The sequence below is a fragment of the Ursidibacter arcticus genome, assembly GCF_009761375.1.
GTDB classification, from domain to species: domain Bacteria; phylum Pseudomonadota; class Gammaproteobacteria; order Enterobacterales; family Pasteurellaceae; genus Ursidibacter; species Ursidibacter arcticus.
The window spans coordinates 35540-59726 of sequence record NZ_LEKM01000208.1 but is presented as its reverse complement, the minus strand read 5'-3'; the positions used below and the strand labels follow the sequence as shown (position 1 = coordinate 59726).

Here is a 24187-nt window from a genome sequence, read left to right as displayed (position 1 = left end):
CACTTGAAGGCTACATCAAGCAATTTGGAGAAGATATTTTGAACTTTGATTACGATATGATGTAGCGGAAGATTTTTATTTTGCGAGCTAGATCGAAAAATTAATGCAGAGTATGAAAGTAAAACTTACAGCTGCTAGTTGGTCTGATGAATTTAGAGATTGAGTTGTTGCTTGATTCATAGGTTGAAAAACGGGCAACATATGCAGTTGTCCTACCACTTATTATCCTTTCCCTACACAATTAAAGCCTTTTCCGTTACAATTCAATCATTTTTTTTGCTATATGTTAGAGAGATTATCAATGTCAAATCCACAAAGAAAGATTTTAGTTACTTGTGCCCTACCTTATGCGAATGGAGCAATTCATTTAGGACATATGCTTGAGCATATTCAAGCGGATATTTGGGTACGTTTCCAACGTATGCGTGGGCATAAAGTTCATTTTGTCTGTGCAGATGATGCTCACGGCACCCCAATTATGCTTAATGCAGATAAATTAGGCATTACGCCAGAAGAGCTTATCGAAAAAGCGAAAGCAGATCATATCGCAGACTTCTCGGGGTTTAATATCAGCTTTGATAACTATCACTCTACGCACAGCGAAGAAAACAAAGAGCTGACTTCGGCAATCTATAAAAAATTAAAAGCAAATGGCTTTATTAAAAGTAAGGTAATTTCACAATTATTCGATCCTGAAAAGAATATGTTCTTGCCTGATCGCTTTGTTAAAGGGACTTGCCCGAAATGTAAAGCAGAAGATCAATATGGCGATAACTGTGAAGTTTGTGCCTCTACTTATAGCCCAATGGATTTAATTAACCCACGTTCTGCGGTATCGGGGGCAACGCCAGTGGTTAAAGAATCGGAACATTTTTTCTTTGATTTACCAAGTTTTGAAGGAATGTTAAAAGAATGGACTCGCTCAGGCTCACTTCAACCTGAAATTGCTAATAAAATGCAAGAATGGTTTGAAAGTGGTTTACAGCAGTGGGATATTAGTCGTGATGCACCTTACTTTGGTTTCCAAATCCCTGATGCAGAAAATAAATTTTTCTATGTATGGCTAGATGCACCTATCGGTTATATGGCTTCATTTAAGAATTTATGTGACCGTACAGACATCAATTATGATGATTTCTGGAAAAAAGACTCCGATGCAGAGCTTTATCACTTTATCGGTAAAGATATTGTTTATTTCCACAGCCTATTCTGGCCAGCTATGTTAGAAGGTAGCGATCACCGCAAACCAACCAACGTTTTTGCACACGGTTATGTAACGGTAGATGGGCAGAAAATGTCGAAATCTCGTGGTACTTTTATTCAAGCAAGCACTTATTTAAAACATATCGATCCTGAATGTTTACGTTATTACTACGCAGCGAAATTAAATGATCGAATTGAAGATCTTGATTTTAACCTTGATGATTTCGTACAACGTGTAAATAGCGATATTGTCAATAAATTAGTGAATCTGGCTTCTCGTAATGCAGGTTTTATCACAAAACGTTTTGATGGAAAACTGGCTGGCGAATTGCAAGATCCTGCTCTTTTTGCTGAATTTATTGCACAATCAGAACAAATTGCTACATATTATGAGAGCAGAGAATTTAATAAAGCGATTCGTGAAATTATGGCATTAACCGATAAAGCAAATAAATATATTGATGAAAAAGCACCTTGGGTTATCGCCAAAGAAGAAGGCAAAGAGGCGGAATTACAAGCCGTTTGCTCAATGGGCTTAGAATTATTCCGAGTATTGATGAGCTACTTAAAACCTGTGTTACCACAGTTAGCAGAGCGTGCTGAAGGGTTCTTACAAACTCAATTACGTTGGGACAACATTGATACTCCATTATTCAACCACACTATTGCACCATTTAAATCATTATTCTCTCGTTTAGAGAAAAAACAGATTGATGCAGTAATTGAAGAAACAAAACAGCTCTTTGCTCAAACTACCCAGCAAGATGCAAAAAAAGGAAAAGAAGTGACCGCTTGTGATACGGCAGTAGAACCTATTGCCCCTGAAATTACCATTGATGATTTTGCAAAACTGGATTTGCGAGTAGCTAAAGTGTTGAAATGTGAGGCAGTTCCAAAATCGGATAAGTTATTACGCTTTGAATTAGATCTTGGTGACCATACTCGCCAAGTATTCTCAGGTATTAAAGCAGCTTATAATAAGCCTGAAGAGCTAGAAGGTCGATTTGTGATTATGATTGCCAACCTTGCTCCACGCAAAATGTCTTTTGGTATGTCTGAAGGAATGATTTTATCAGCAGGGACAGGTGGTTCAAATCTCTTCTTACTTTCAGCTGACAGTGGCGTAACGGCTGGAATGCAAGTGAAGTAATGACGCAATACCGTATTACTTCAAATAGTTAGAGAGAATAAGGAAAACTATGATTCAACAAACACTTTCAATCATTAAGCCTGATGCAACTAAACGAAACATTATCGGTGAAATTCTGACGCAGATTGAACAAAGTGGCTTATCTGTTAAAGCCTTAAAAATGTTACATTTAACTCAAGAGCAGGCGGAAGGATTTTATGCAGAACATCAAGGCAAGGATTTTTTTGCACCACTTGTTGCATTTATGACTTCTGCTCCGATTGTTGTTGCAGTCTTAGAAGGGGAAAATGCGATTGCTCACTATCGCACTCTGATGGGAGCAACTGATCCTGAAAAACGTGAAAAAGGCACAATTCGAGATCGCTTTGCACTAAGCTATCGAGAAAACTCAGTCCACGGTTCTGACTCAGAAAACTCCGCAAAACGAGAAATTGCTTACTTCTTTACTCCAAATGAGATAGTTAAATAAGCATATTTCAGCCACTCATAATAAATGAGTGGTTACTAATCTAGTTTTGTACACTTTTATCTCATACCCTACTGTTTAGCATAGACAGTGGGGTATTTTATTTTTCTATAACAACATTTAGATGATACGCATATAATTTATTATAAAAAATAATTAAATTATCTTGATAAAGGATTTTTTGTTTATATAATGGCAAAAAATAAGTGATTTAATGATAAAAAATAATTAAATTGCTAATTGAAAATAAAATATCTTTGTTTATCTAACCAATTGTAAGTAACCTGAAAGGAGGTTGTTTTATGAATGCGTTCATTGAGAAAAAACTAATGCCCATAGCAGCAAAAATGAGTGCTAATAAGAGCTTAGTGGCAATTCGTGATGGGATCACCCTATCAATGCCGTTATTGATTATTGGTTCACTCTTTATGATTATTGCTTCATTCCCAATTCCTGGTTGGGAAGAGTGGCTAGGTAAAATTGGGGTTGCGGGCTATTTATGGAAAGGCGTTGATGGTAGTTTTAGCTTACTTGGTCTTGTTTCTGTATTTGGGATCGCTTATAGCTATTCTCGCCAAGAAAAAGTAGATGGTGTGGCATCAGGCTTAATCGCTCTTTCATCTTTTATTACCGTCACACCTTATGTGAATCGTGCCGTTGTTGCTTTAGCTAACCCGAATGTCGCATTACCGGATGGCTTTGCTGTACCTGCTGGGGTGAATGCATCTTATCTATCAGCGAAAGGGGTATTTGTTGCGATTATTATCGGTTTAATTTCTGCTGCAATGTATAACTGGTTTATCAAACGTGATATTCAGATTAAATTGCCTGATGCAGTACCACCAGCAGTATCTCGTAGTTTCTCTGCTATTATCCCTGGGGCAGTTATCATTACAATGTGGTTAATTGTGTATGGTATTCTTGATGCAAATAACTTACCAAACTTACACGAACTTGCTCAAACTGTATTAGGTGGCCCGTTAGGGTTGATTGGTAGTAGTGTGATTGGGGTGATGTTAATTGCGGGTTTAAACTCAATCTTCTGGTTTGTGGGTATTCACGGTGGAAATACAGTGAATGCGATTATGAAACCAACTTGGATTGATAATCTTGCATCAAATGTTGCCGCTTATAAAGCAGGTGAACCATTACAAGAAATTTTTACGACACCATTTATGGATAACTTCGTCTATATCGGCGGTGGCGGTGCGACAATCGGTTTAGTATTAGCAATTGCTTGGTATGCTCGTAAGAAAAATGGTAGTAAACAAACTAAAGCTATTGCACCTTTAACAGTTGTTCCTGGATTATTTAATATCAATGAACCTGCGATGTTTGGTTTACCCGTTGTAATGAATGTTACTTTATTAGTTCCATTTATTTTAGCACCAATGGTAAACGTATTGGTTGCTTGGGCTGCAATGTCATCAGGTTTAGTTCCACTTACTCGAGCAGAAGCATCTTGGACAATGCCACCAATTCTATCTGGTTTCTTAACAACTGGAAGTGTGATGGGCGCTGTCTTACAAATTGTACTCATCATTATTGATATTGCTCTTTACTTACCATTCTTCATAGCGGTTGAGAAACATTTCAAAAAACAAGAAGCAGGGGAGTAAATTAAAATGGTTAAGCGTTTTTTAAGTGCGGAGGCTTCTGAAATTCTTGCAATGTCCGCACAAGAATTAAAGCAAAGTATTAAAGCATCGGAAGGTCGAATTATTTTGTCAGAAAACGTTGCACCGCGAGAGCCTTATATTGCGGAATGCACTAATTCTGAAATGGCAAGAGCCTTTGGGGCAGATCTTATTTTGTTAAATGGCTTAGATGTGTTTGAACCTGTGATTGCAGGTATCGATAAAGTTGAAACCAATATTATTGACCGTTTACATCAGTTAGTTGGTCGCCCAATCGGTGTTAATTTAGAACCTGTTGATCAAAGTGCTGCAATGATGGACGAGAAACTTGAGATTTCATCTGGGCGTCAAGCTCGTGTTGAAACAATTCAAGAAATAGAGCGTTTAGGTTTTGATTTTGTTTGTTTTACAGGTAACCCAGGAACTGGCGTAACAAATAACGCTATTATCGAAACGGTTAAAACAGCTAAACGTCATTTCTCAGGCTTAATTTTTGCAGGTAAAATGCACGCAGCAGGTGTTGATGAGCCAGTCGCTGATTTGGAAGTCGTTAAGGCACTGATTGAAGCTGGAGCAGATGTTATTCTTGCTCCATCAATCGGAAGTGTGCCGGGATTCCAAGCTGCCGAACTAAGCGAGATGGTGAAAGTTGCTCATCGCCACGGTGCATTAGTGATGACGGCTATTGGCACAAGCCAAGAAAGTGCAGAGCCTGAAACTATTCGTTATATGGCTATCCAAAATAAGATGTGCGGTGTTGATATTCAACACATTGGTGATGCAGGTTATGGCGGTTTAGCCCCTGTTGAAAATATTTTCACAATGAGTAAAGCCATTCGTGGTCAGCGTCATACGTTAGCTATGATTGGGCGTTCAATCAATCGTTAAGGAGAACACAATGAAAACTATTCTACTTGCTTGTGCTGCGGGTATGTCAACTAGCCTACTTGTTACAAAAATGAAAGAAGCAGCAGAAAAACAGGGGCTTGAAGCAAAAATCTATGCGGTTTCTGTTTCTGAAGTGGATAAAGAGCTTGAAGAAAATCGTATTGATGTTGTATTACTTGGGCCACAAGTTCGCTATGAAGAAGCAGCAATGCGTGAAAAGCTGGCTCCACACTCTATTCCTGTTGCGGTAATCAATATGCAAGATTATGGAATGATGAACGGAGCGAAAGTTTTAGAATCAGCACTCAGTTTACTCAACTAAATCAATGAGGAGAAAATAATGGAAGAAGAAAATCTTGAATCCGCCATTATGGGCTTGATTTTAAGTAGCGGTGAAGCGAAGTCTTTAGCAGTTGAAGCGATTCGAGCAGCAAAAAGCGGTCAGTTTGATGAAGCAGAAAGCAAATTAAAACTTGCACAAGAATCATTGCTTACAGCGCATAAATCTCAAACTGCATTATTGAGACAAGAAGCTCAAGGTGAAGGTTTTGCGGTTTCTTTATTGATTGTTCATAGCCAAGATCATTTAATGACATCCATCACATTTGTTGATTTAGCTAAAGAAATCGTAGAGCTACATCGTAAATTTTAAACTATAATAAAGCCTTGCGAACTTTCGCTAGGTACATCAGAAATATGGGATCTGGCGAAAGCTAGATCCTTTTTCATTTACTATTTTAGTAAATATGCTGGTGAATAAATATGACGAGTTTATCTAAAAAGCAACACGAACAACGCAATGAAATTATCGAACAACTTTATTTAAAAGGCCCATTATCTCGAGCAGATTTAGCCAAAATATTACAGATAACGCCTGCAACAATGACCGAATTAACGGGGTATTTAATTAAAGAAGGTTTATTGCTGGAAATAGGGGAAGAATTAGATTCTCAGAAAGCAGGTCGTCGTAAAATTTTATTAGATATAGTGGCTAATTATTGCCATTATATTGGCGTTGAGCTGACAGAAGATCGCTTAATACTCTGTTTAACGGATAATCGTGGAGTCTGTTTAGAAACTCAAAAAATAGGGGCTGATAAACCTTTAAATGAACAAGAATTAGTAAGCTTTATCCAACAATTTATTCAACAATATTCAGATTATACGATTAAGGCAATTGGCATTGCTGTTCCAGGGCATTATTCTAAGGATAGCCATACCATTCTGACAAATAATATTCTGTGGTCTAATTTTGACCTTACCAAAGTGATTTCTGCATTTGATTTTCCTGTTTATGTAAAAAATAATGTGAAATGTATGGCACTTAGCGAATTATATAGCCAAGAGAACGATAAACTCTCAAATTTCCTATTTCTTAATTTAAGACGGGGAATTTTTGCGGCTTATGTTTATAATTCGAAAATTTATGGTGATACAAATTTATTTGTCGGTGAAATTGGCCACGTTGTTGTCAATCATAGCGGTTCAACTTGTGAATGTGGTAAAGACGGTTGCTTACAAACTTATGCTGGTGCGGAATGGTTACTTAGAAAAGCTCGTTATGCATACACTTACAGTAAAGAAACACGTTTAAAAGATTTGGTTAATAATGCCGAAGAAATTGAGATCTCACATTTAATTACGGCTTATCATATGGGTGATGATTTTGTTCGCCATCTACTTGAGCAAGCCATTGAATATTTAGCATTACAACTTAACAACTGTTTAATGCTATTAGATGTTGATGCAATTTATTTACACGGGGAATTATTTGCAGATAGTAGCCTAGCAGAGAAATTGACAGCTAAAATTGATCAATATCCATCACTACTAAAATTAAAACGTAATATAAAAATGACAGTCAAAGCCTATAAATCGGAGCGGGGAGCATTAGGTGGAGCGATGTTAGCGGTTTATAAGCATTTTATTCATCAGAAAATTGAAGGCTAACTTCATAGAAATATATAACAAACTCCAAATGAAATCCTATTTTGTGAACAAGATCACAAAATAGGATTTTTTTATTTGATTTTTATTTTCAGCTAGATCGATTTAGCAAAAAATGGGTTACAATCAGAATAATTATTTTATTATCTAAATTAAATCCAAGGAGTTTAAATGCTAAATCTATCAGCACAAAATATCCGTTTAAATAATGCTGTTAGCAATAAAGAAGAAGCGATTCGACTTGTTGCTCAAGGCTTAGTGAATAATGGTAATGTTGCCGAAGGCTATGAAACGGGAATGTTAGCGAGAGAAACGCAAACATCGACATTCTTAGGTAATGGTATCGCTATTCCACACGGTACACTTGATACTCGCCATCTTGTACAACAAACAGGCGTACAAGTATTACAATTTCCAAATGGCGTAGAATGGGGTGAAGGCAATACCGCTTATGTCGTTATTGGTATCGCTGCTAAATCAGATGAGCATTTATCACTTTTACGCCAACTTACAACCGTATTAGGTGATGAAGAAACTGCTGAAAAACTGGCAAAAACAGAAGATTTAGCTGAATTTATTGCATTATTAAGTGGTAAACGTAGTGAACCTGTTCTTTCAGCAGAACTTCTATCCTTAAATATCGACTCTGACAGCCTGATTACGTTATCCGCTATCAATGCCGCTAAACTTCAAGAAAAAGGTTACGTTAATCAATCTTTTATTAGCGATGTGTTGGCTACAACACCGCTTAATTTAGGTAATAACGTTTTCTTGGCTGATAGTGCAAAAGGAAATCAACTCAATGGGATTGCAGTAGCCCGTAACCAAGCAGGTAAAACGTTAATTACCGTTTCGGCTATTGATGAAAGTCTAAATCCACAACTTGCAAAATTGACACAAATTGCTGTTCGCCAAAAATTAACCATTGCACCCGTTGAGCAAATTCTTAATCTGTTCGGCATCGAAAGCCAAGCTCACTCAGCTAATGAATATGCAACTGTTGCAAATTCCAGCCAAGATCAAACCGCTTGTGCAGGACAAATTGTGGCAACCTTCACCGTACGCAATGAACACGGTTTACACGCCCGCCCTTGTGCCGTATTAGTCCAAACGTTAAAGCCATTTGAAGCAAAAGTAACGGTTGAAAACCTTGATCGCCCAGCAGCCCCAGTTAATGCCAAAAGTACAATGCGTGTTGTTGCATTAGGTGCAACTAAAACTCATCGCTTACGCTTTGTTGCAGAAGGCAGTGATGCACAGCAAGCCTTAGAAGCCTTAGGTAAAGCATTTGCGGAAGGGCTAGGTGAGAATGTGAGTTTTGAACCAGCTGTTGCCGATGTAATTGAAAGTGCTAATGCACAAGCGGTAAGTTTAGTAAAAAATTCTGAAAATCCTACTGTTGAAAGTACACCAGCAAATTCAGGCGAATTGGAGGCGACTTTTACCATTAAAAATGAACACGGTTTACACGCTCGCCCAAGTGCAACATTAGTGAATGAAGTGAAAAAATACAATGCGACTATGCAAGTACAAAACCTAGATCGTGATACTCAGCTGGTCAGTGCAAAAAGTTTAATGAAGATCGTGGCATTAGGTGTGCAAAAAGGACATCGCTTACGTTTTGTCGCAACAGGCGAAGAAGCACAAAAAGCCTTAGAGGGTATTGGTGCAGCTATCGAAGCTGGTTTAGGGGAATAGGAGCAAATAATGAGCCAACAATTACGCATTGCGACGGTTACGCTTAACCCAGCCTTTGACCTTGTCGGTCGCCTTGCTCGTATTGAGATAGGTGAAGTGAATACGGTTGAAACACTAGGGCTGTACCCAGCAGGTAAAGGGATCAACGTGGCTAAAGTATTAGCCGATTTAGGTACTCGTTTAACCGTAACAGGCTTTCTTGGTGAAGAAAATCAAGGGGATTTTGTCCACGCATTTCAACAAAATGGAATGAATGACGAGTTCTATCGTATTCAAGGTAAAACGCGTATCAATGTCAAAATTACCGAAACGGAAGCCGATGTTACGGATTTAAACTTTCTCGGCTTTGAGATTTGCACAAATGATTGGCGTAAATTTACGGCTTTATCACAACGTTGGAATGAACAATTTGATTTAGTGGCGGTATGTGGCTCTCTACCTCGTGGCGTTAGCCCTGAACAATTTGCCGAGTGGTTACAATCACTACACGATCAAGGTTTAAAAGTGGTGCTAGATAGCAGTAATGCAGCACTGACCTATGGTTTAAAAGCACAGCCTTGGTTAGTTAAACCTAACCGTAGAGAGCTTGAGGTGTGGGCTGGTCGTCCATTGAATAACTTAGATGAGATTATTACCGCCGCCCAACAACTTCGTGGCGAAGGCATTGAAAATGTAATCATCTCAATGGGGGAAAAGGGCTCGATTTGGATCAACCAAGAAGGTGTTTTACAAGCTCAACCACCACGTTGTGAAAATGTTGTCAGCACTGTTGGTGCAGGCGACTCAATGGTCGCAGGTTTAATCTACGGTTTTGCACAAGGTTGGGATAAAGCTCAAATCTTGCGTTTTGCCAGTGCGACATCTGCATTAGCTGTTTCACAAAGCAATGTGGGCATTAGTGATAGAACCGCATTGGAACAGATTTTGAGTAATGTGGTATTAACCGAATTATCGTAAATCACCCTATTTAACTATTTTAAGATTAACCATAAGGAACTAAATAATGAATATTTCATTTGTATTCCCAGCACAACTTGGCAAAGCTCGTGCTTTCCTTGTAAATGAAGTGCTAACTGCCGCAGCGAAACAACAAGGACACAATGTTGTTGCAGTAGATCAGGCTGAATTTGTTGTGTTATTTGATGAACAAATTCCTGCTAATGTTGTAGGTAAACAAGGTGCTATCGTCAGCTTAGAACAAGCCTTTACCCAACCTGAAAATGTGCTGACACAAGCGGTAAGCTCTGCTCAAACTTTTGCAAATGCAACTCAAGCCGCAATTTCAACATCAGCGGTCAAAAATATTGTGGCAGTGACTGCTTGTCCAACGGGCGTGGCTCATACATTTATGTCAGCTGAAGCGGTTGAAAATTATGCAAAAGCTCAAGGTTGGAATGTGAAAGTTGAAACTCGTGGACAAGTTGGTGCAGGCAACCCTATTTCAGCGGAAGAAGTGGCTGCGGCTGATTTAGTCTTCGTTGCTGCGGATATTGATGTTGATCTCAGCAAATTTGAAGGGAAACCGATGTATCGTACATCGACAGGTTTAGCCTTAAAGAAAACGGCTCAAGAGTTTGAGAAAGCCTTTAAAGAAGCAAAAGTTTATACAGGTGGTAATAGTTCAGCTCAAGCAGGTAATGAAAGCTCAACCAACGAGAAAAAAGGCGTGTATAAGCACTTAATGACAGGGGTTTCTCATATGTTACCGCTTGTTGTAGCAGGTGGTTTATTGATCGCAATCTCATTTATGTTCGGGATTGAAGCATTTAAAGATGGCAATATTGCAGGTGGCTTACCAAAAGCGTTAATGGATATCGGTGGCGGAGCAGCATTCCACTTAATGATTGCGGTATTTGCTGGCTATGTTGCTTATTCAATTGCAGATCGCCCTGGTTTAGCGGCTGGTTTAATTGGCGGTATGCTTGCAACCAACGCAGGTGCAGGGATTTTAGGGGGGATTATTGCAGGTTTCCTTGCAGGTTATGTGGTGAAATTCTTAAACGATAACATCAAATTACCAGCTAGCCTTGCTTCGCTAAAACCTATTCTGATCCTACCGCTATTAGGCTCTGCAATTGTGGGTTTAGCGATGGTATATCTTATCAACCCTCCTGTTGCAAGTATTATGGAAGCACTTTCTAACTGGCTCAATTCAATCGGTCAGACTAATGCGATCATTTTAGGTGCGATTTTAGGGGCGATGATGTGTGTTGATATGGGCGGTCCAGTAAACAAAGCAGCTTATACTTTCGGCGTTGGTTTAATTGCCTCTCAACAATATACACCAATGGCAGCAGTAATGGCAGCAGGTATGGTGCCACCAATTGGAATGGCAATTGCAACGTGGATTGCTCGCAATAAATTTACCACCAATCAGCGTGATGCTGGTAAGGCCTCATTCGTATTAGGTTTATGTTTCATCTCGGAAGGTGCGTTACCATTCGTAGCGGCTGATCCAATGCGTGTTATTGCAACCTCTATTCTAGGTGGTGCAACCGCGGGTGCAATTTCATTAGGTTTAGGCATTACATTACAAGCTCCACACGGAGGCTTATTTGTCATCCCATTTGTATCTCAACCACTAATGTATTTAGCGGCTATTGCAATCGGTTCAGTTGTAACAGGTGTAACTTATGCAATTATTAAACCAAAAGCGGAATAATCATTCTAAATAATAAAATAAAAATGGCTCATATCTATTAAGTTAAGATATGAGCCATTTTTAACGGATAAATACTAGATTACATCTCAGTTAAATCAATATTTTTGGTCTCTTTTGATGCAAATAATGCTAAGAGAGTGATGAGTGCATTGACTGCTAAGTAAATACCAACGCCTAAGATGCCGTATGCAGCATTGATCTTGATTGCAAAAGTTGCAGCAATGGTTGCACCTACAATAGAAGCAAAGTTATAAGCAAGTGATGCACCAGAATAACGTACTTCTGTTGGGAATAATTCTGGCAATAAAGCAGCCATTGGACCGAATGTCATACCCATAAAACTCATACCAATCACAAGGAAGATAAATACGCTTACTGGTGTACCATTTGATAAGAAATATGGCATACATAAGCCGAAAATACCAATTCCAGCAGTTACATAAATTAACCATTTACGGCGACCAATTTTATCTGCAAAGATACCCGAAATACTCACAAATGCCCCAAATACAATTGCACTTAATAGTAATAAACCTGTGAAAGTGTTTGGCTCAATTCCTAACCCCATTGGGTGACCTGCTTCAGATAGTTTTGCTGGTGTTCTTGAATATACTTGTGCGAAAGCGGTCATAATATAGAACAGTACATAGGTTGCAGTCATAATGAATGTACCTAGAATAAGTGGTTTCATATGATGCTTAAATACTGCACTTACAGGTGCTTTTTGTGTTTTACCTTTCTCTTCAGCTTCGCGGAAAACGTGGCTCTCGTGAAGTGTTAAGCGAACCCATAGACCTACTGCAACTAATACAATAGATGAAATAAATGGAATACGCCAAGCCCATTCAACTAATGCTTCTTTACCAAAGGTATAACTTACTAGGAAGAACGCACCATTTGCTAAGAATAATCCAATTGGTGCACCTAATTGTGGGAAGGTGCCATACCAAGCACGTTTACCATCTGGTGCATTTTCAGTCGCAACTAGTGCAGCACCACCCCATTCGCCACCTAAACCAATACCTTGTCCGACACGACATAAGCATAGTAAAACAGTCGCCCAAATACCTATACTTTCATAGTTTGGTAAAAGACCGATAGTAACAGTTGATAAGCCCATTAGGAGTAATGAGGCAACTAATGTTCTTTTACGTCCGATTTTATCGCCAAAGTGTCCGAATAAAGCTGAACCTATTGGGCGAGCAAAGAATGCTAGAGCAAGGGTTGAAAGAGAGAAAAGTTCATCAGAAACAGGGTCGCCACTTTTGAAAAATTGAGTGTTAAAAACTAACACCGCAGCAGCTGCGTAAATGTAATAGTCAAAAAATTCAATTGCTGTGCCAATCATTGAGGCGATAGCAACTTTCTTAGGATCGTTCCTTAAAGTATGTGTAGAAGTCATTTGTAATTCTCATATAGTAAAAATGAAGTGCGGATATTATTATTTTTAAATAAAGAAAACAACTGCATAAATTCATATATACAGGCTTTATGTTTTACAAAACACTATATTCACCTTAGTTATTAGATGATAATTCTGAATTGATATAAATTTACATTTGCTCTATCTGTTTATGTTAAAAAAACGTGAGAAAAATTTTTATTTAGATTGGTGGTTGAAATATGAGAAGTGTTATAGCGGTAAACAAGTATATGAAAATCTATATGGCTATGAGAGTAATAAGCGGTCGGTAAATGGTAAAATTTTTCAAAAATCTAACCGCTTTATAGTAAGTCAGTCTTGCAAAATCCTTTTTTGTGCGTATAATTCGCACGCTCAGCCACGCTTAATTTTTAATCCTTGCCTTCAACGCTGGTGGCTGGCAACCTTGAAGGCTGTTAAACCCGTAAGGATAGTCAATGCGTCACTACGAAATCGTTTTTATGGTTCACCCGGACCAAAGCGAACAAGTACCTGGTATGATTGAACGTTATACCGCTTCTGTAACAGAAGCAGGCGGTCAAGTTCACCGTTTAGAAGATTGGGGTCGTCGTCAATTAGCTTACCCAATCAACAAACTTCATAAAGCACACTATGTGTTAATGAATGTAGAAGCGCCACAAAGCGTAATCGATGAGTTAGAAACTAACTTCCGTTATAACGATGCAGTTCTTCGTAACTTAGTCGTTCATACTAAAGCTGCAGTAACTGAAGCATCACCAATGCTTAAAGCTAAAGATGAGCGTAAAGCTCCTGAAGCAGTAGCTGAAGTTGAAGCAGAGGATGCAGACGAGTAATTCGTCTATTGATAACTGTTTAATCTTAACTGGTAATGTTACTAGTTCAGTTAAACAGAGCCAAAGTCCGATTGGTATTGGTAATTATCGCTTTTGGTTAGAACATCGTTCAGTACAACAAGAAGCAAATTTACAACGCCAAGCGTGGTGCAAAATCGAAGTGGTTTTGAATGGCAATCAATTTAGTACAATAACCCAACAAATAATGGTCGGTGCTAAAGTAAGAGTAAAAGGTTTTCTTCATACTCACAGAAACTACAATGGTTTACACCAATTAGTATTACACACCGAACAAATTGAATTTATAGATTAGGAGAAGCCAAATGGCACGTTATTTCCGTCGTCGTAAGTTCTGCCGTTTCACAGCGGAAAATGTTGTTGAAATCGATTACAAAGATATCGCTACATTAAAGAACTACATTTCAGAAAGCGGCAAAATTGTTCCAAGCCGTATCACAGGTACTCGTGCGAAGTATCAACGTCAATTAGCTCGTGCAATCAAACGTGCACGCTACCTTGCGTTACTTCCATACACTGACAACCATCAGTAATTAGAGAGGAAGAGTACAATGCAAGTTATTTTATTAGACAAAGTTGCTCAACTTGGTACTGTTGGTGACCAAGTTACCGTTAAAGCTGGTTTCGCTCGTAACTACTTAATCCCACAAGGTAAAGCAGTTATGGCAACAGCAGCAAACATTGCTCATTTTGAAGCTCGTCGTGCAGAATTAGAAGCTAAAGCAGCTGAGGCATTAGCAGCAGCACAAGCTCGTGCAGCATCATTAGCTAACTTAGCAGCTATCGTAATCACATCAAAAGCAGGTGATGACGGTCGTTTATTCGGTTCTGTTGGTGCTCGTGATATTGCTGACGCAATCACAGCAGCAGGCGTTGCAGTAACAAAAAGCGAAGTTCGTCTTCCAGAAGGTGCGTTACGTACTACTGGTGAACACGAAGTGAAGTTACACTTACACGCAGAAGTAAATGCAACTGTAACTATCAACGTAGTTTCAGAATAATTTATCATCTATTTTATTAAATAGATTTGTTGTTAAGGGCTAATTCTTATTTCAGAATTAGCCCTTTAGTTTTTGCACTTAATTATTTTAAAAGTGCCATTCCACTATTCCACACCACTGTATTATCTAACGTTAGCCTTGCACTCGGTAATGGTGGCACTGCTGCTTTTCCTATTGCTAGTAACATTACAGGGGCAAAGCGGTTTGCATCAATATCAAAATGAGCTAATACTTCGCTTTTATCAAAAATGCCAATGGCGTGAGTATCATAGCCTTTATCTTTGGCAATCAGCATTAGTTGCATTGAAGCAAGACTGGTATCAATTAAAACTTGATCTCGGATTTCTTGTTCCGTTAAAGCATTATGGGTTGAGGTTAAAAAATCCAAGTTACGTTGCTTAAAGGCTTCATTTAAACACCCTTTTTCAATAGATCGATCTAGGATTTTTTCTAATAAGCGGTGATATTGTAAATCTGCCAAGATGATAATAACCGCAGAGGCACTTTCACAAGGTGGGTAATTAAACGCTACTATATTTTCGAGTTTGGCTTTTTGAATAGGATCATCAATCACGACAAAACGCCAAGGCTGTAAATTTGCTTTAGAGGGGGCAAGTTGAGCTAACGTCAGCATTTCTGCTAATTCTGCTCGTGGGATTTTTACATTAGGGTTGAATAACTTAATGGTTTTACGCTGTTGAATGGCATCGACTAATTGCATTTTGTTCTCTCCTAGGCTCAAAAAAATTGGGCGATAGTGTAAGCCTATTTAGTACAAAAATGGGGGATTATATTTGCTCTGTTATTGAAATAAATCAAAGCATCTGCCATTCTACTGTGGCGATTTAAAGATAAAAAGAATGGTAAAAAATGAAAAAAGTAACAATTATTGGGCTTGGTTGGCTTGGAATGCCTTTAGCAGAGCAACTTATTCAACAAGGTTGGATCGTTAAAGGCAGTAAAAGAGAAGTTACAGAAAACAGCCAAACTAAATTGATACAATATCCCTTATTACTAACCGCCAATTTTCCGATTACCTCAGAAGTTGAGCAATTACTGAACAGTGATGCCTTAGTCATTAATATTCCACCAAGTAAAATAAATGAAATAGATTATATTGATGGCATTAAGCGGTTAGTTTCTCAAGCTATTTTACAAAATGTTCAACATCTTATTTTTGTCAGCTCTACCTCTGTGTTTCCGCAACAAAGCGGGCTGTTTGATGAAAATACGATTCCTGATGCTGAAGAGAAATCTGCTCAAACATTGTTAGCCGTTGAAAATTGGCTTTTATCTCAACAGATTGATGTAGATATTGTTCGCCCTGCTGGGCTTGTGGGGAAAAAACGACACCCCGTCTATTATTTATCGGGAAAAACAGATCTCAAAAATGCCCTGCAACCCGTTAATTTAGTTCATTTAGACGATTGTATTCGTGCAATAATTTGTTTACTAAATTCTCCAAAGGGTAAACGAGTTTACCATTTGGTTGCCCCAATTCACCCAGCTAGAGAAGAATACTATCGCTTTGTTGCTAAGCAATGCAAACTTGCAGATTTGCATTTTTTAGCGGATAAGCAACCGCTTATTCGGGTTATTCAAGGGCTGAAAATCTGTCGAGACTTTGGGTTTAGTTATCAATATGATAATCCTATGCAGATGCTCCCAGATTAATATGTAATTCGGGAGCCTATGCCAGACTAAACGTCCTCAAGATCATCAATTTCTACTTTTTCCACTTCTGGTGGGTTATCACATAACCAATTCGCTAAACGGGCGTAATCTGCTAAGGCGAGATTTTCCGCTCGAGCGTTCAAATCAATGCCTAATGATTCCAACTGTTCTGCACTAAATAGTGTTGAAAGTGCATTACGCAAGGTTTTACGGCGTTGATTAAATGCTTGAGTTGTTACTCTATTTAACCAATAAATATCTTTCACTGGGTGTGGTAGTTGTTTATAAGGCACGAGTCTTACTACGGCTGAATCCACTTTAGGTGCAGGTTTAAATGCTGATGGTGGTACTTCTAACACAGGCATTACCTGACAGTAATATTGTGCCATAATGGTTAGACGACCATAAGCTTTACTGTTAGGTGCAGCACACAGACGTTTAACCACCTCTTTCTGTAACATAAAGTGCATATCTTGCACGAGATCGTGGAATTTGAATAAATGGAACATTAACGGTGTTGAAATGTTATATGGCAAGTTACCAAATACTCGAACGCCTTGATTCTCAACTAAGTCTAATTCTTCAAAATATTCTCTAAAATTAAAACGTAACGCATCTTGCTCAATAATAGTTAATTTATGGTTTAAAAATGGATGATAGCGTAAACGCTCTGCTAAATCTCGGTCTAACTCCACTACCGTTAGTTTATCCACTAATTCTGCAACAGGTTCAGTTAGTGCTCCCAATCCAGGACCAATCTCTAAGAGATACTGTCCATTTTGTGGATTAATTGCTGCAACAATATTATGAATCACATTTTGATCGTGCAAAAAGTTTTGCCCAAAGCGTTTACGAGCAGTATGCCCTAAATGTTTTTTTGAATTTGAACTCATAGATTTCCTAATTTAAGCGGTAGGATTACCGCTATTTTTTGCAAATTTAATAAAGCAAAGAACCCCGCAAAGCGAGGTTCTAAATTTTAGAATATAAGGTTAGTTAATATACTTAATTTCTGCACGATCTTTTAAGGCTTTTACCCAGTCTTTTGATGCAGCTTCTGCTTGTTTATCTACAAGCTGTTCATAAGCTTTTTGAATATAAGCATCTTTTGTACGATCGCCTTGGCGGGTTTCGACCACTTTTAAGATATGCCAACCAAACTGAGATTTAAATGGTGCTGAAATAACACCTGCTTTGCTTGCTTGTGCAATTTTAGCAAAAGTTTGATCATAAGCATCTAAGAAATTCCAACCTAAATCACCACCATCAGCCCCCGAAACATAATCAACAGAACTTGCTTTTGCTGCAGCTTCAAAGGTTGTTTTTCCTGATTTAATTTCATTGCTAATTTCAACTAACTTAGCTTTAGCTTTTGCATCAGTTAAAATCGGGTTAGTTTTCAATAAAATATGGCTGATGCGATATTCAGGAGATGTAGCAGATTTTAATTTTCCTTGAGCTTTCGCTTCTTCATACAATTTTTTTCCTAATGCTTGTACTTCCTGTGGCTCAACTTGGATACTTTGACCAATAGTTTGGTGGCGAACTTGTTCCATCATCATCTGTTGAGCTAGCTGTTGGCGATATTGATTTAAGGTTATTCCTTGATAGTCCAAAGCATCTAAAAATTGCCCATAGGTTAAACCGTTTTGTGCCGCAATTTGTTCAATCATCTGATCAACATAGGCATAATTGACTTTTACGCCTGATTCTTTAATTGCACGCTGCACGAGAAAATCATCAATTAACGAATCTAACGCAACTTTACGATTTTCCGCATTATTCGCCTTTTTGCCTAATGCCTTGTTTACTTGGCTTTGCATAATCGGATAACCATCAACGGTTGCAACAACACGTTCTTCCGCCTTAGCAATTTGGCTTACCGAGAAAAAGGTTATAGCCACCATTAAAAGAGATTTCACCGAAATTAATTTCATTTTTATGTCCTATTAAAGAATGAGTGAAAATATTTACGCTAATTAGAATTAGCTTTTGGTTAAAGGTTCAATCAAAATATGAGTTTATTGTAACAGTGCCACCTGATTGATGCCATCGTAATGTTCTGTTCTGACTTGGATAGTTTCAGAACGTGATGTAGGAATATTTTTTCCAACATAATCTGCCCGAATAGGCAACTCACGATGTCCACGATCAATAAAAATAACTAACTCAATTTTAGATGCTCGACCATAATCAAGCAAGGCATCAAGTGCGGCTCGAATAGTTCGACCTGTAAATAATACATCATCAATTAAAATTACTTTTTTATTTTCAATAGGGACAGGATTATCTACCCCTGCATAAATCGGATCGGTATTCGCTTGATTTAGATCATCACGATAGAAAGTTATATCCAATGCCATTAACGGTAAGTTGATTTGAGCTAACTCGAAGATCCTTTTTTGCAACATTTCCGCAATTTCTGCACCACGTCTTTTAATGCCAACAAGCACAACATCATCGAAACTAGCGTGTTTTTCGATTATCTGATGTGAAATGCGTGAAATCGTGCGTTGGAACTGCTCCGTATCAATGATGATCTTTTCCATTACAATGAGCCTTGAATTTTTTTGATGACATTAGTGGTTGAGCAGCCATTTTCAAAATTTAGCACTCGCACATCGCCACCATTAGCCCATACTTCTTTACTACCAGCAATATCTTCGGGCTTGTAGTCGCCACCTTTAACCAATAAATCAGGTAAAATTTCGCCAATTAAACATTGTGGCGTATCTTCACTGAAAGGCACTACCCAATCCACAGAGGCAAGCCCCGCTAATACTGCCATTCGAGCGTCAAGTGAGTTGATCGGGCGAGATTCTCCTTTCAAACGTTTCACTGACTCATCAGTATTTACTGCAACAATAAGGCGATCACCTAATTTACGCGCATTTTCTAAATAAGAAACGTGTCCTGGGTGAAGAATATCAAAACAACCATTTGTCATTACAATCTTCTCACCACGTTGTTTGGCTTGTTCAACAATACTTTTCAATGTATCTTCGCTAACAACACCGAAACCTGTTTCTGTACGCTGATGAATAGCCTGCTCTAGTTCGCTTGGTGTTACCGTTGATGTTCCGAGTTTACCGACTACAATACCTGCTGCAGCATTCGCTAAATAGCAGGCTTCTTCTAAAGAACGCCCATCTGCAATCGCCGTTGCAAGTACGCTAATTACTGTATCGCCAGCCCCTGTCACATCATAAACTTCTTTAGCTTGGGTCGGTAAATGGAAAACCTCGTGATTTGGTCGAAGTAAGGTCATTCCCTTTTCTGAACGAGTAACAAGTAATGCCGATAGTTCATATTCGGCAATCATTTTTAAGCCTTTTGTAACAATTTCATCATCGGTAGCACAATGTCCAACGACAGCTTCAAACTCTGCCATATTGGGTGTAAGCAAAGTTGCACCACGATAACGTTCAAAGTCTGTACCTTTTGGATCAATTAAAACAGGGACATTCGCTTTACGTGCAATTTGAATCATCTGTTGAACAGAATCTAATGTACCTTTCCCATAATCAGATAAAATTAATGCACCATAAGCGGCTACTTCTTCTGCTAATTTTGCAAGTAGTGGCTGACTATCTACATTGTGAAAATTTTCTTCAAAATCCAAACGTAATAGTTGCTGATGACGTGACAAAATACGCAATTTTGTAATTGTTGGGTGGCTATCTAATGCAACACATTGATTTTTAATTTGATGGGTATTCAGTAGTTTATCTAAGGCTTGCCCAGCATCATCTTGTCCGATTAAACCGTGCAACGTAACAGGCACATTCAAACTCGCAATATTCATTGCTACGTTTGCCGCACCACCGGCACGCTCTTCATTTTGTTGTACTTTTACCACTGGTACAGGTGCTTCTGGAGAAATACGATTTGTTGCACCAAACCAGTAGCGATCTAGCATTACATCGCCAAGCACCAGTACTTTAGCCTGATTAAATTGAGAGGAATATTGCATCATCATAGTTTATCCACACAAATGGTTTACCTAAATTAAGCGGGCGATAATTCCGCCCACTATACAGACTATTTTCTATTCTTTTTAATAAATTTCATTAAACGTTTACGTTTACGCAACTGGCTCGGTGTTAATTTATTACGTTTACCTGCAAACGGGTTATTCCCTTCTTGGAATAGCACTCGAATTGGCGAGCCAATAATGCGTAGGCTCTTACGGAAATAGTTAGATAAATAACGTTTATAAGAGTCTGGTAATCGCTCAATTTGATTACCGTGAATCACGATAATCGGTGGATTATAACCACCTGGGTGAGCATATTTTAACTTCACTCGGCGACCATTTACCAATGGCGGTTGATGTTCATCTGTTGCCATTTGTAAAATTCGAGTAAGCATTGATGTCGTCATTTTCTTCGTTGCACATTGATAGGCTTCTTGAATAGACTCAAATAAATTTCCCACACCACTACCGTGTAATGCAGAGATAAAATGCACTCGTGCAAAATCAATAAAATCTAGTCGGCGATCAAGCTCAGATTTCACATTATCTTTAATATCTTGCGATAAACCGTCCCATTTATTCACCACAATCACTAATGATTTACCCGCATTTAAAATAAAACCGAGTAGCGATAAATCTTGATCAGAAACGCCATCTCTAGCATCAATAGTGAGCAATACTACATTGGCATCTTGAATCGCTTGCAATGTTTTAATAACTGAGAACTTCTCAACAGCAAGATGTACTTTACCACGCTTACGAACACCAGCTGTATCAATAATCGTGTAATGCTGCCCATCACGCTCCATTGGAATGTAAATGGAATCACGAGTTGTTCCCGGCATATCGTAAACAACCACACGCTCTTCACCTAGAATACGGTTAGTTAAAGTTGATTTTCCTACATTTGGGCGACCAACAATTGCAATTTTGATATTTTTATCATCAACATCTTCGCTCTCTTCTTCTAGAGCTTCGTCAAGTAAAGCGGTATCTTCTTCATTCTCAAAATCAAAATCGTGATCCCACTCATCTGTTTCTTCATTTGCAGAATTTTCATCAGAACCGACCGCTTGTTCTTCAATCTGAACAGCTAAAGGGGCAAGCACTTGCTCAATAAGTTGTGTAACGCCACGCCCTTGTGCCGCAGCAATTGCTTCAACTTCACCTAATCCTAATTGATAAAATTCAGCGATATGTGAGTCAGCATCAATACCATCGGTTTTATTGGCAACGACCACCGTAGTTTTATCACGTTGGCGTAAGTATTGTGCGATCCCAATATCCGCAGGGACTAAACCTGCACGAGCGTCAACTAAAAAGAGCACCACATCAGCTTCTTCAATCGCTAACAGCGATTGCTCTGCCATTTTCTCTTCTACACCTTCTTCCGTACTATCAATACCGCCAGTATCAATAACGATAAAGTCGTGACCAGCGATATTTGCTTGCCCATATTTACGGTCACGGGTTAAACCAGGAAAATCCGCAACTAACGCATCACGAGTACGAGTTAGGCGATTGAATAATGTAGATTTACCCACATTAGGTCTGCCAACGAGGGCAACAACTGGAGTCATAAAAAACCTCAATAAAAATTCGGTTTGCAACAATTTGCAAAAATGTTGGCATTATAACGTAAATCGGGGATAAGGGCGAATTTGAAATGAAAAACTTCCAAAGAGCAACTATCTTTTAAAGAAAGTACTTTCCTCATTAGACCAACACTATGATTTATTTCAAAGTGAGAAAGTGTTCTATACTTGCTCAACGATATCGCCGTATAATTCCTGACCTTTCATAAATCATTGTTTATATGAAGGTATTAGGTCATTAAATGATAGTTTTTAGTTAATTTCAAAATTCCATTATTTTTTTATGGAATTTTATGGCAGAATAGCACCCTTAAAAAACCATAGTTAATTTAAGGGAAAGTATGAAAAAATTTCTTATTCCATTTGCCATTGGTGGCATTGTGGCGCTCGCAGTAGAGTATTTTCAAGGAAATAGTACAGAAACTGCAGTAAAAGCATCAACTGAATCAACGGTTAAAGCGACTGAAAATCAAGGATTAACCTTGGCAACAGTCGTTGCCCCTTGGGAGATCAACAGCCTTGATCCTAACCAAACGGGCGTTATCTTTCAAAGAATGAACCTTGCAGAAACACTCGTTGAAGCCAATTTGCAAGGTGAATTAGTCCCGAGTTTAGCGACATCGTGGTCAAGTAATGAGAATGCTACCATTTGGCGTTTTAATTTAAGATCAGATGTTAAATTTCATAATGGTAAGCCTCTCACAGCGGAAAGTGTTGCGAAAAGCCTTAATATCGCTTTAGCGAAACCAGGAATTTTACAAAAAGCCTTTATCAAGGACATTCGTGCGACTGATGCACATCATATTGAAATTGAATTAACCAAACCTTTTGTGCCATTTCCTGCTTTCTTAACTCACTATACTGCGATTATTCTGGCAGATGAGTCTTACAATGAGAAAGGTGAAGTTACCCAAGTGATTGGAACGGGGGCATTTAAAGCGGCTAAAATCGAGGCTCCACAAAAAATTGAAACGGTACGTTTTGACGAATATTGGGGTGAGAAACCACAAATTGCTCAAGCCAATTATTTAGCGAGTAGCCGTAGTGAAACTCGAATGTTAATGGCTCAAAGTGATAAATCATCACTGGTTTTCAATTTAGATACCGCAAGTGTGGAACGTTTGAAAAACGATCCGAATCTGTATTTAACCAGTGTTTCAATAGCTCGAACCATTCAGCTAAAAATGGACGTTGCGAAGCCCTTCTTTAATGATCTTGCAATCCGCCAAGCGTTAAGTGATGCGATCAATCGTAAAAGTATTGCAGAATCGGTACTGAAAATTGAAGATGGCGTGGCAGATCAAATCTTACCGAAAGCCTTTGCGGAATGGCGAATTGATGCAAAAGAGAGAACCGCAGATATTGCAAAAATTAAGGAAAATCTCACCGCTTCGGGCTATCAATTTAATGCTGAAGGTAAACTTTTAAACCAAGAAGGCAAGCCATTTAGCTTTACTTTACGCACCTTCTCGGATCGCCCTGAACTACCTATTATTGCTACCATTTTACAGGCACAATGGAAACAAATTGGGATCGATGTGAATGTTTCAGTCGGGAATTTCAGTGAAATCCCAGCAGGACATCAAGATGGTAGCTTAGAGATGGCGTTATATGCCTTGAATTATGGTAAAACCCTCGACCCATTTGGTGTGATTGTGCAGGATTTCGCAAAAAATGGCAGTGATTGGGGCGTGATGAATTGGTCTAATCCAACACTTGATAATGCATTACAACAACTTGAAACAGAGCGAGATCCACAAAAAGCGAAAGCGTTAAAACAAACGGTTAGTCAAATCATTCACGATGAACTACCGATTATTCCTGTTGTGTACTATCAGCAAAATGTCGTGGCACATAAAGAGATCAAAAATGTCACAGTAGATCCTTTTGAACGCCGTTTCTTCTTAGAAAAATTGACGCAAAATTAGCATAATGGGGCAGATCACAATTCTGCCCCACTTGTGTGGGGGAATACCAAATCGGTAGTTCGGGGTAGTGGAATAAACCTATTATTATTTAGCCGAAAAATGCCAC

Annotated in this window: 23 protein-coding genes; 16 read left to right on the top strand and 7 right to left on the bottom strand. The window is 38.6% G+C overall.

What is annotated here, in order from left to right; all coding sequences use genetic code 11:
• Positions 1–301: 301 nt before the first annotated feature.
• From metG to A1D25_RS09915, 10 genes are all read left to right on the top strand, one after another.
• Positions 302–2353: a methionine--tRNA ligase gene (gene metG, locus A1D25_RS09960; protein WP_157395523.1), complete on the top strand. Its 2052-nt coding sequence runs from the start codon at positions 302–304 to the stop codon at positions 2351–2353.
• A 49-nt stretch (positions 2354–2402) separates the two neighbouring features.
• Complete coding sequence (ndk, locus tag A1D25_RS09955) at positions 2403–2822, top strand: nucleoside-diphosphate kinase (protein ID WP_157395522.1); 420 nt, start codon at positions 2403–2405, stop codon at positions 2820–2822.
• Positions 2823–3121: 299 nt separating this feature from the next.
• Positions 3122–4438 (top strand): PTS sugar transporter subunit IIC, encoded by a 1317-nt coding sequence (locus A1D25_RS09950; RefSeq protein ID WP_157395521.1) that lies wholly within the window; start codon positions 3122–3124, stop codon positions 4436–4438.
• Between the two features lie 6 nt (positions 4439–4444).
• Entirely contained in the window at positions 4445–5344 is a 900-nt protein-coding gene (locus A1D25_RS09945) for a DUF7916 family protein (protein WP_157395520.1), read from the top strand.
• 10 nt (positions 5345–5354) lie between these two features.
• Positions 5355–5666, top strand: coding sequence for a PTS sugar transporter subunit IIB (locus A1D25_RS09940; RefSeq protein WP_157395519.1), 312 nt, complete (start codon positions 5355–5357; stop codon positions 5664–5666).
• Between the two features lie 18 nt (positions 5667–5684).
• A complete protein-coding gene (locus A1D25_RS09935) occupies positions 5685–5996 on the top strand; it encodes a PTS lactose/cellobiose transporter subunit IIA (RefSeq protein ID WP_157395518.1) in 312 nt (103 codons plus the stop codon).
• A 110-nt stretch (positions 5997–6106) separates the two neighbouring features.
• Entirely contained in the window at positions 6107–7294 is a 1188-nt protein-coding gene (locus A1D25_RS09930) for an ROK family protein (RefSeq protein ID WP_157395517.1), read from the top strand.
• A 168-nt stretch (positions 7295–7462) separates the two neighbouring features.
• Entirely contained in the window at positions 7463–8989 is a 1527-nt protein-coding gene (gene fruB, locus A1D25_RS09925) for a fused PTS fructose transporter subunit IIA/HPr protein (protein WP_157395516.1), read from the top strand.
• Positions 8990–8998: 9 nt separating this feature from the next.
• The gene (gene fruK / locus A1D25_RS09920; RefSeq protein WP_157395515.1) at positions 8999–9946 is read left to right on the top strand and encodes a 1-phosphofructokinase; all 948 of its coding nucleotides are present in this window, start codon (positions 8999–9001) and stop codon (positions 9944–9946) included.
• A 46-nt stretch (positions 9947–9992) separates the two neighbouring features.
• Positions 9993–11651, top strand: a complete 1659-nt coding sequence (locus A1D25_RS09915; RefSeq protein WP_157395514.1) for a fructose-specific PTS transporter subunit EIIC — start codon at positions 9993–9995, stop codon at positions 11649–11651.
• A gap of 79 nt (positions 11652–11730) precedes the next feature.
• On the opposite strand, the gene A1D25_RS09910 is transcribed toward A1D25_RS09915, so the two are convergent.
• Entirely contained in the window at positions 11731–13053 is a 1323-nt protein-coding gene (locus tag A1D25_RS09910; RefSeq protein WP_157395513.1) for an MFS transporter, read from the bottom strand.
• A gap of 458 nt (positions 13054–13511) precedes the next feature.
• Here A1D25_RS09910 and rpsF point away from each other — a divergent pair, with 458 nt between their 5' ends.
• The 4 genes from rpsF to rplI are packed head-to-tail and all read left to right on the top strand — an operon-like array spanning position 13512 to position 14908.
• Positions 13512–13889, top strand: coding sequence for a 30S ribosomal protein S6 (gene rpsF / locus A1D25_RS09905; protein WP_157395512.1), 378 nt, complete (start codon positions 13512–13514; stop codon positions 13887–13889).
• Positions 13876–14202: a primosomal replication protein N gene (gene priB, locus A1D25_RS09900; RefSeq protein WP_157395511.1), complete on the top strand. Its 327-nt coding sequence runs from the start codon at positions 13876–13878 to the stop codon at positions 14200–14202. The genes rpsF and priB overlap by 14 nt, the downstream gene beginning before the upstream one ends.
• 10 nt (positions 14203–14212) lie before the next feature.
• Positions 14213–14440, top strand: coding sequence for a 30S ribosomal protein S18 (rpsR, locus tag A1D25_RS09895; protein WP_005598105.1), 228 nt, complete (start codon positions 14213–14215; stop codon positions 14438–14440).
• Between the two features lie 18 nt (positions 14441–14458).
• The gene (rplI, locus tag A1D25_RS09890) at positions 14459–14908 is read left to right on the top strand and encodes a 50S ribosomal protein L9 (protein ID WP_157395510.1); all 450 of its coding nucleotides are present in this window, start codon (positions 14459–14461) and stop codon (positions 14906–14908) included.
• An 82-nt stretch (positions 14909–14990) separates the two neighbouring features.
• On the opposite strand, the gene A1D25_RS09885 is transcribed toward rplI, so the two are convergent.
• Complete coding sequence (locus tag A1D25_RS09885) at positions 14991–15629, bottom strand: nitroreductase family protein (protein ID WP_157395509.1); 639 nt, start codon at positions 15627–15629, stop codon at positions 14991–14993.
• Positions 15630–15778: 149 nt separating this feature from the next.
• Between A1D25_RS09885 and A1D25_RS09880 the strand changes: the two genes are divergently transcribed.
• The gene (locus A1D25_RS09880; protein ID WP_157395508.1) at positions 15779–16582 is read left to right on the top strand and encodes a Rossmann-fold NAD(P)-binding domain-containing protein; all 804 of its coding nucleotides are present in this window, start codon (positions 15779–15781) and stop codon (positions 16580–16582) included.
• A gap of 26 nt (positions 16583–16608) precedes the next feature.
• Here the strand turns inward: A1D25_RS09880 and rsmA are convergent, their stop codons facing one another.
• The 5 genes from rsmA to der form a co-directional block, all read right to left on the bottom strand.
• Positions 16609–17475 carry a 16S rRNA (adenine(1518)-N(6)/adenine(1519)-N(6))-dimethyltransferase RsmA gene (gene rsmA, locus A1D25_RS09875; protein ID WP_157395507.1) on the bottom strand — a complete coding sequence of 289 codons (867 nt, stop codon included), beginning with the start codon at positions 17473–17475 and terminating at the stop codon, positions 16609–16611.
• A 99-nt stretch (positions 17476–17574) separates the two neighbouring features.
• Positions 17575–18519 carry a peptidylprolyl isomerase gene (locus A1D25_RS09870; protein ID WP_157395506.1) on the bottom strand — a complete coding sequence of 315 codons (945 nt, stop codon included), beginning with the start codon at positions 18517–18519 and terminating at the stop codon, positions 17575–17577.
• A gap of 84 nt (positions 18520–18603) precedes the next feature.
• Entirely contained in the window at positions 18604–19131 is a 528-nt protein-coding gene (gene pyrR / locus A1D25_RS09865; protein ID WP_157395505.1) for a bifunctional pyr operon transcriptional regulator/uracil phosphoribosyltransferase PyrR, read from the bottom strand.
• The gene (gene hldE, locus A1D25_RS09860) at positions 19131–20561 is read right to left on the bottom strand and encodes a bifunctional D-glycero-beta-D-manno-heptose-7-phosphate kinase/D-glycero-beta-D-manno-heptose 1-phosphate adenylyltransferase HldE (RefSeq protein ID WP_157395504.1); all 1431 of its coding nucleotides are present in this window, start codon (positions 20559–20561) and stop codon (positions 19131–19133) included. The genes pyrR and hldE overlap by 1 nt, the downstream gene beginning before the upstream one ends.
• Positions 20562–20623: 62 nt before the next feature.
• Complete coding sequence (der, locus tag A1D25_RS09855; protein WP_157395503.1) at positions 20624–22138, bottom strand: ribosome biogenesis GTPase Der; 1515 nt, start codon at positions 22136–22138, stop codon at positions 20624–20626.
• 356 nt (positions 22139–22494) lie between these two features.
• On the opposite strand from der, the gene A1D25_RS09850 reads away from it, so the two are divergent.
• On the top strand, positions 22495–24081 hold the full coding sequence (locus tag A1D25_RS09850; RefSeq protein WP_157395502.1) for an ABC transporter substrate-binding protein: 1587 nt from the start codon (positions 22495–22497) through the stop codon (positions 24079–24081).
• Positions 24082–24187: the final 106 nt, after the last annotated feature.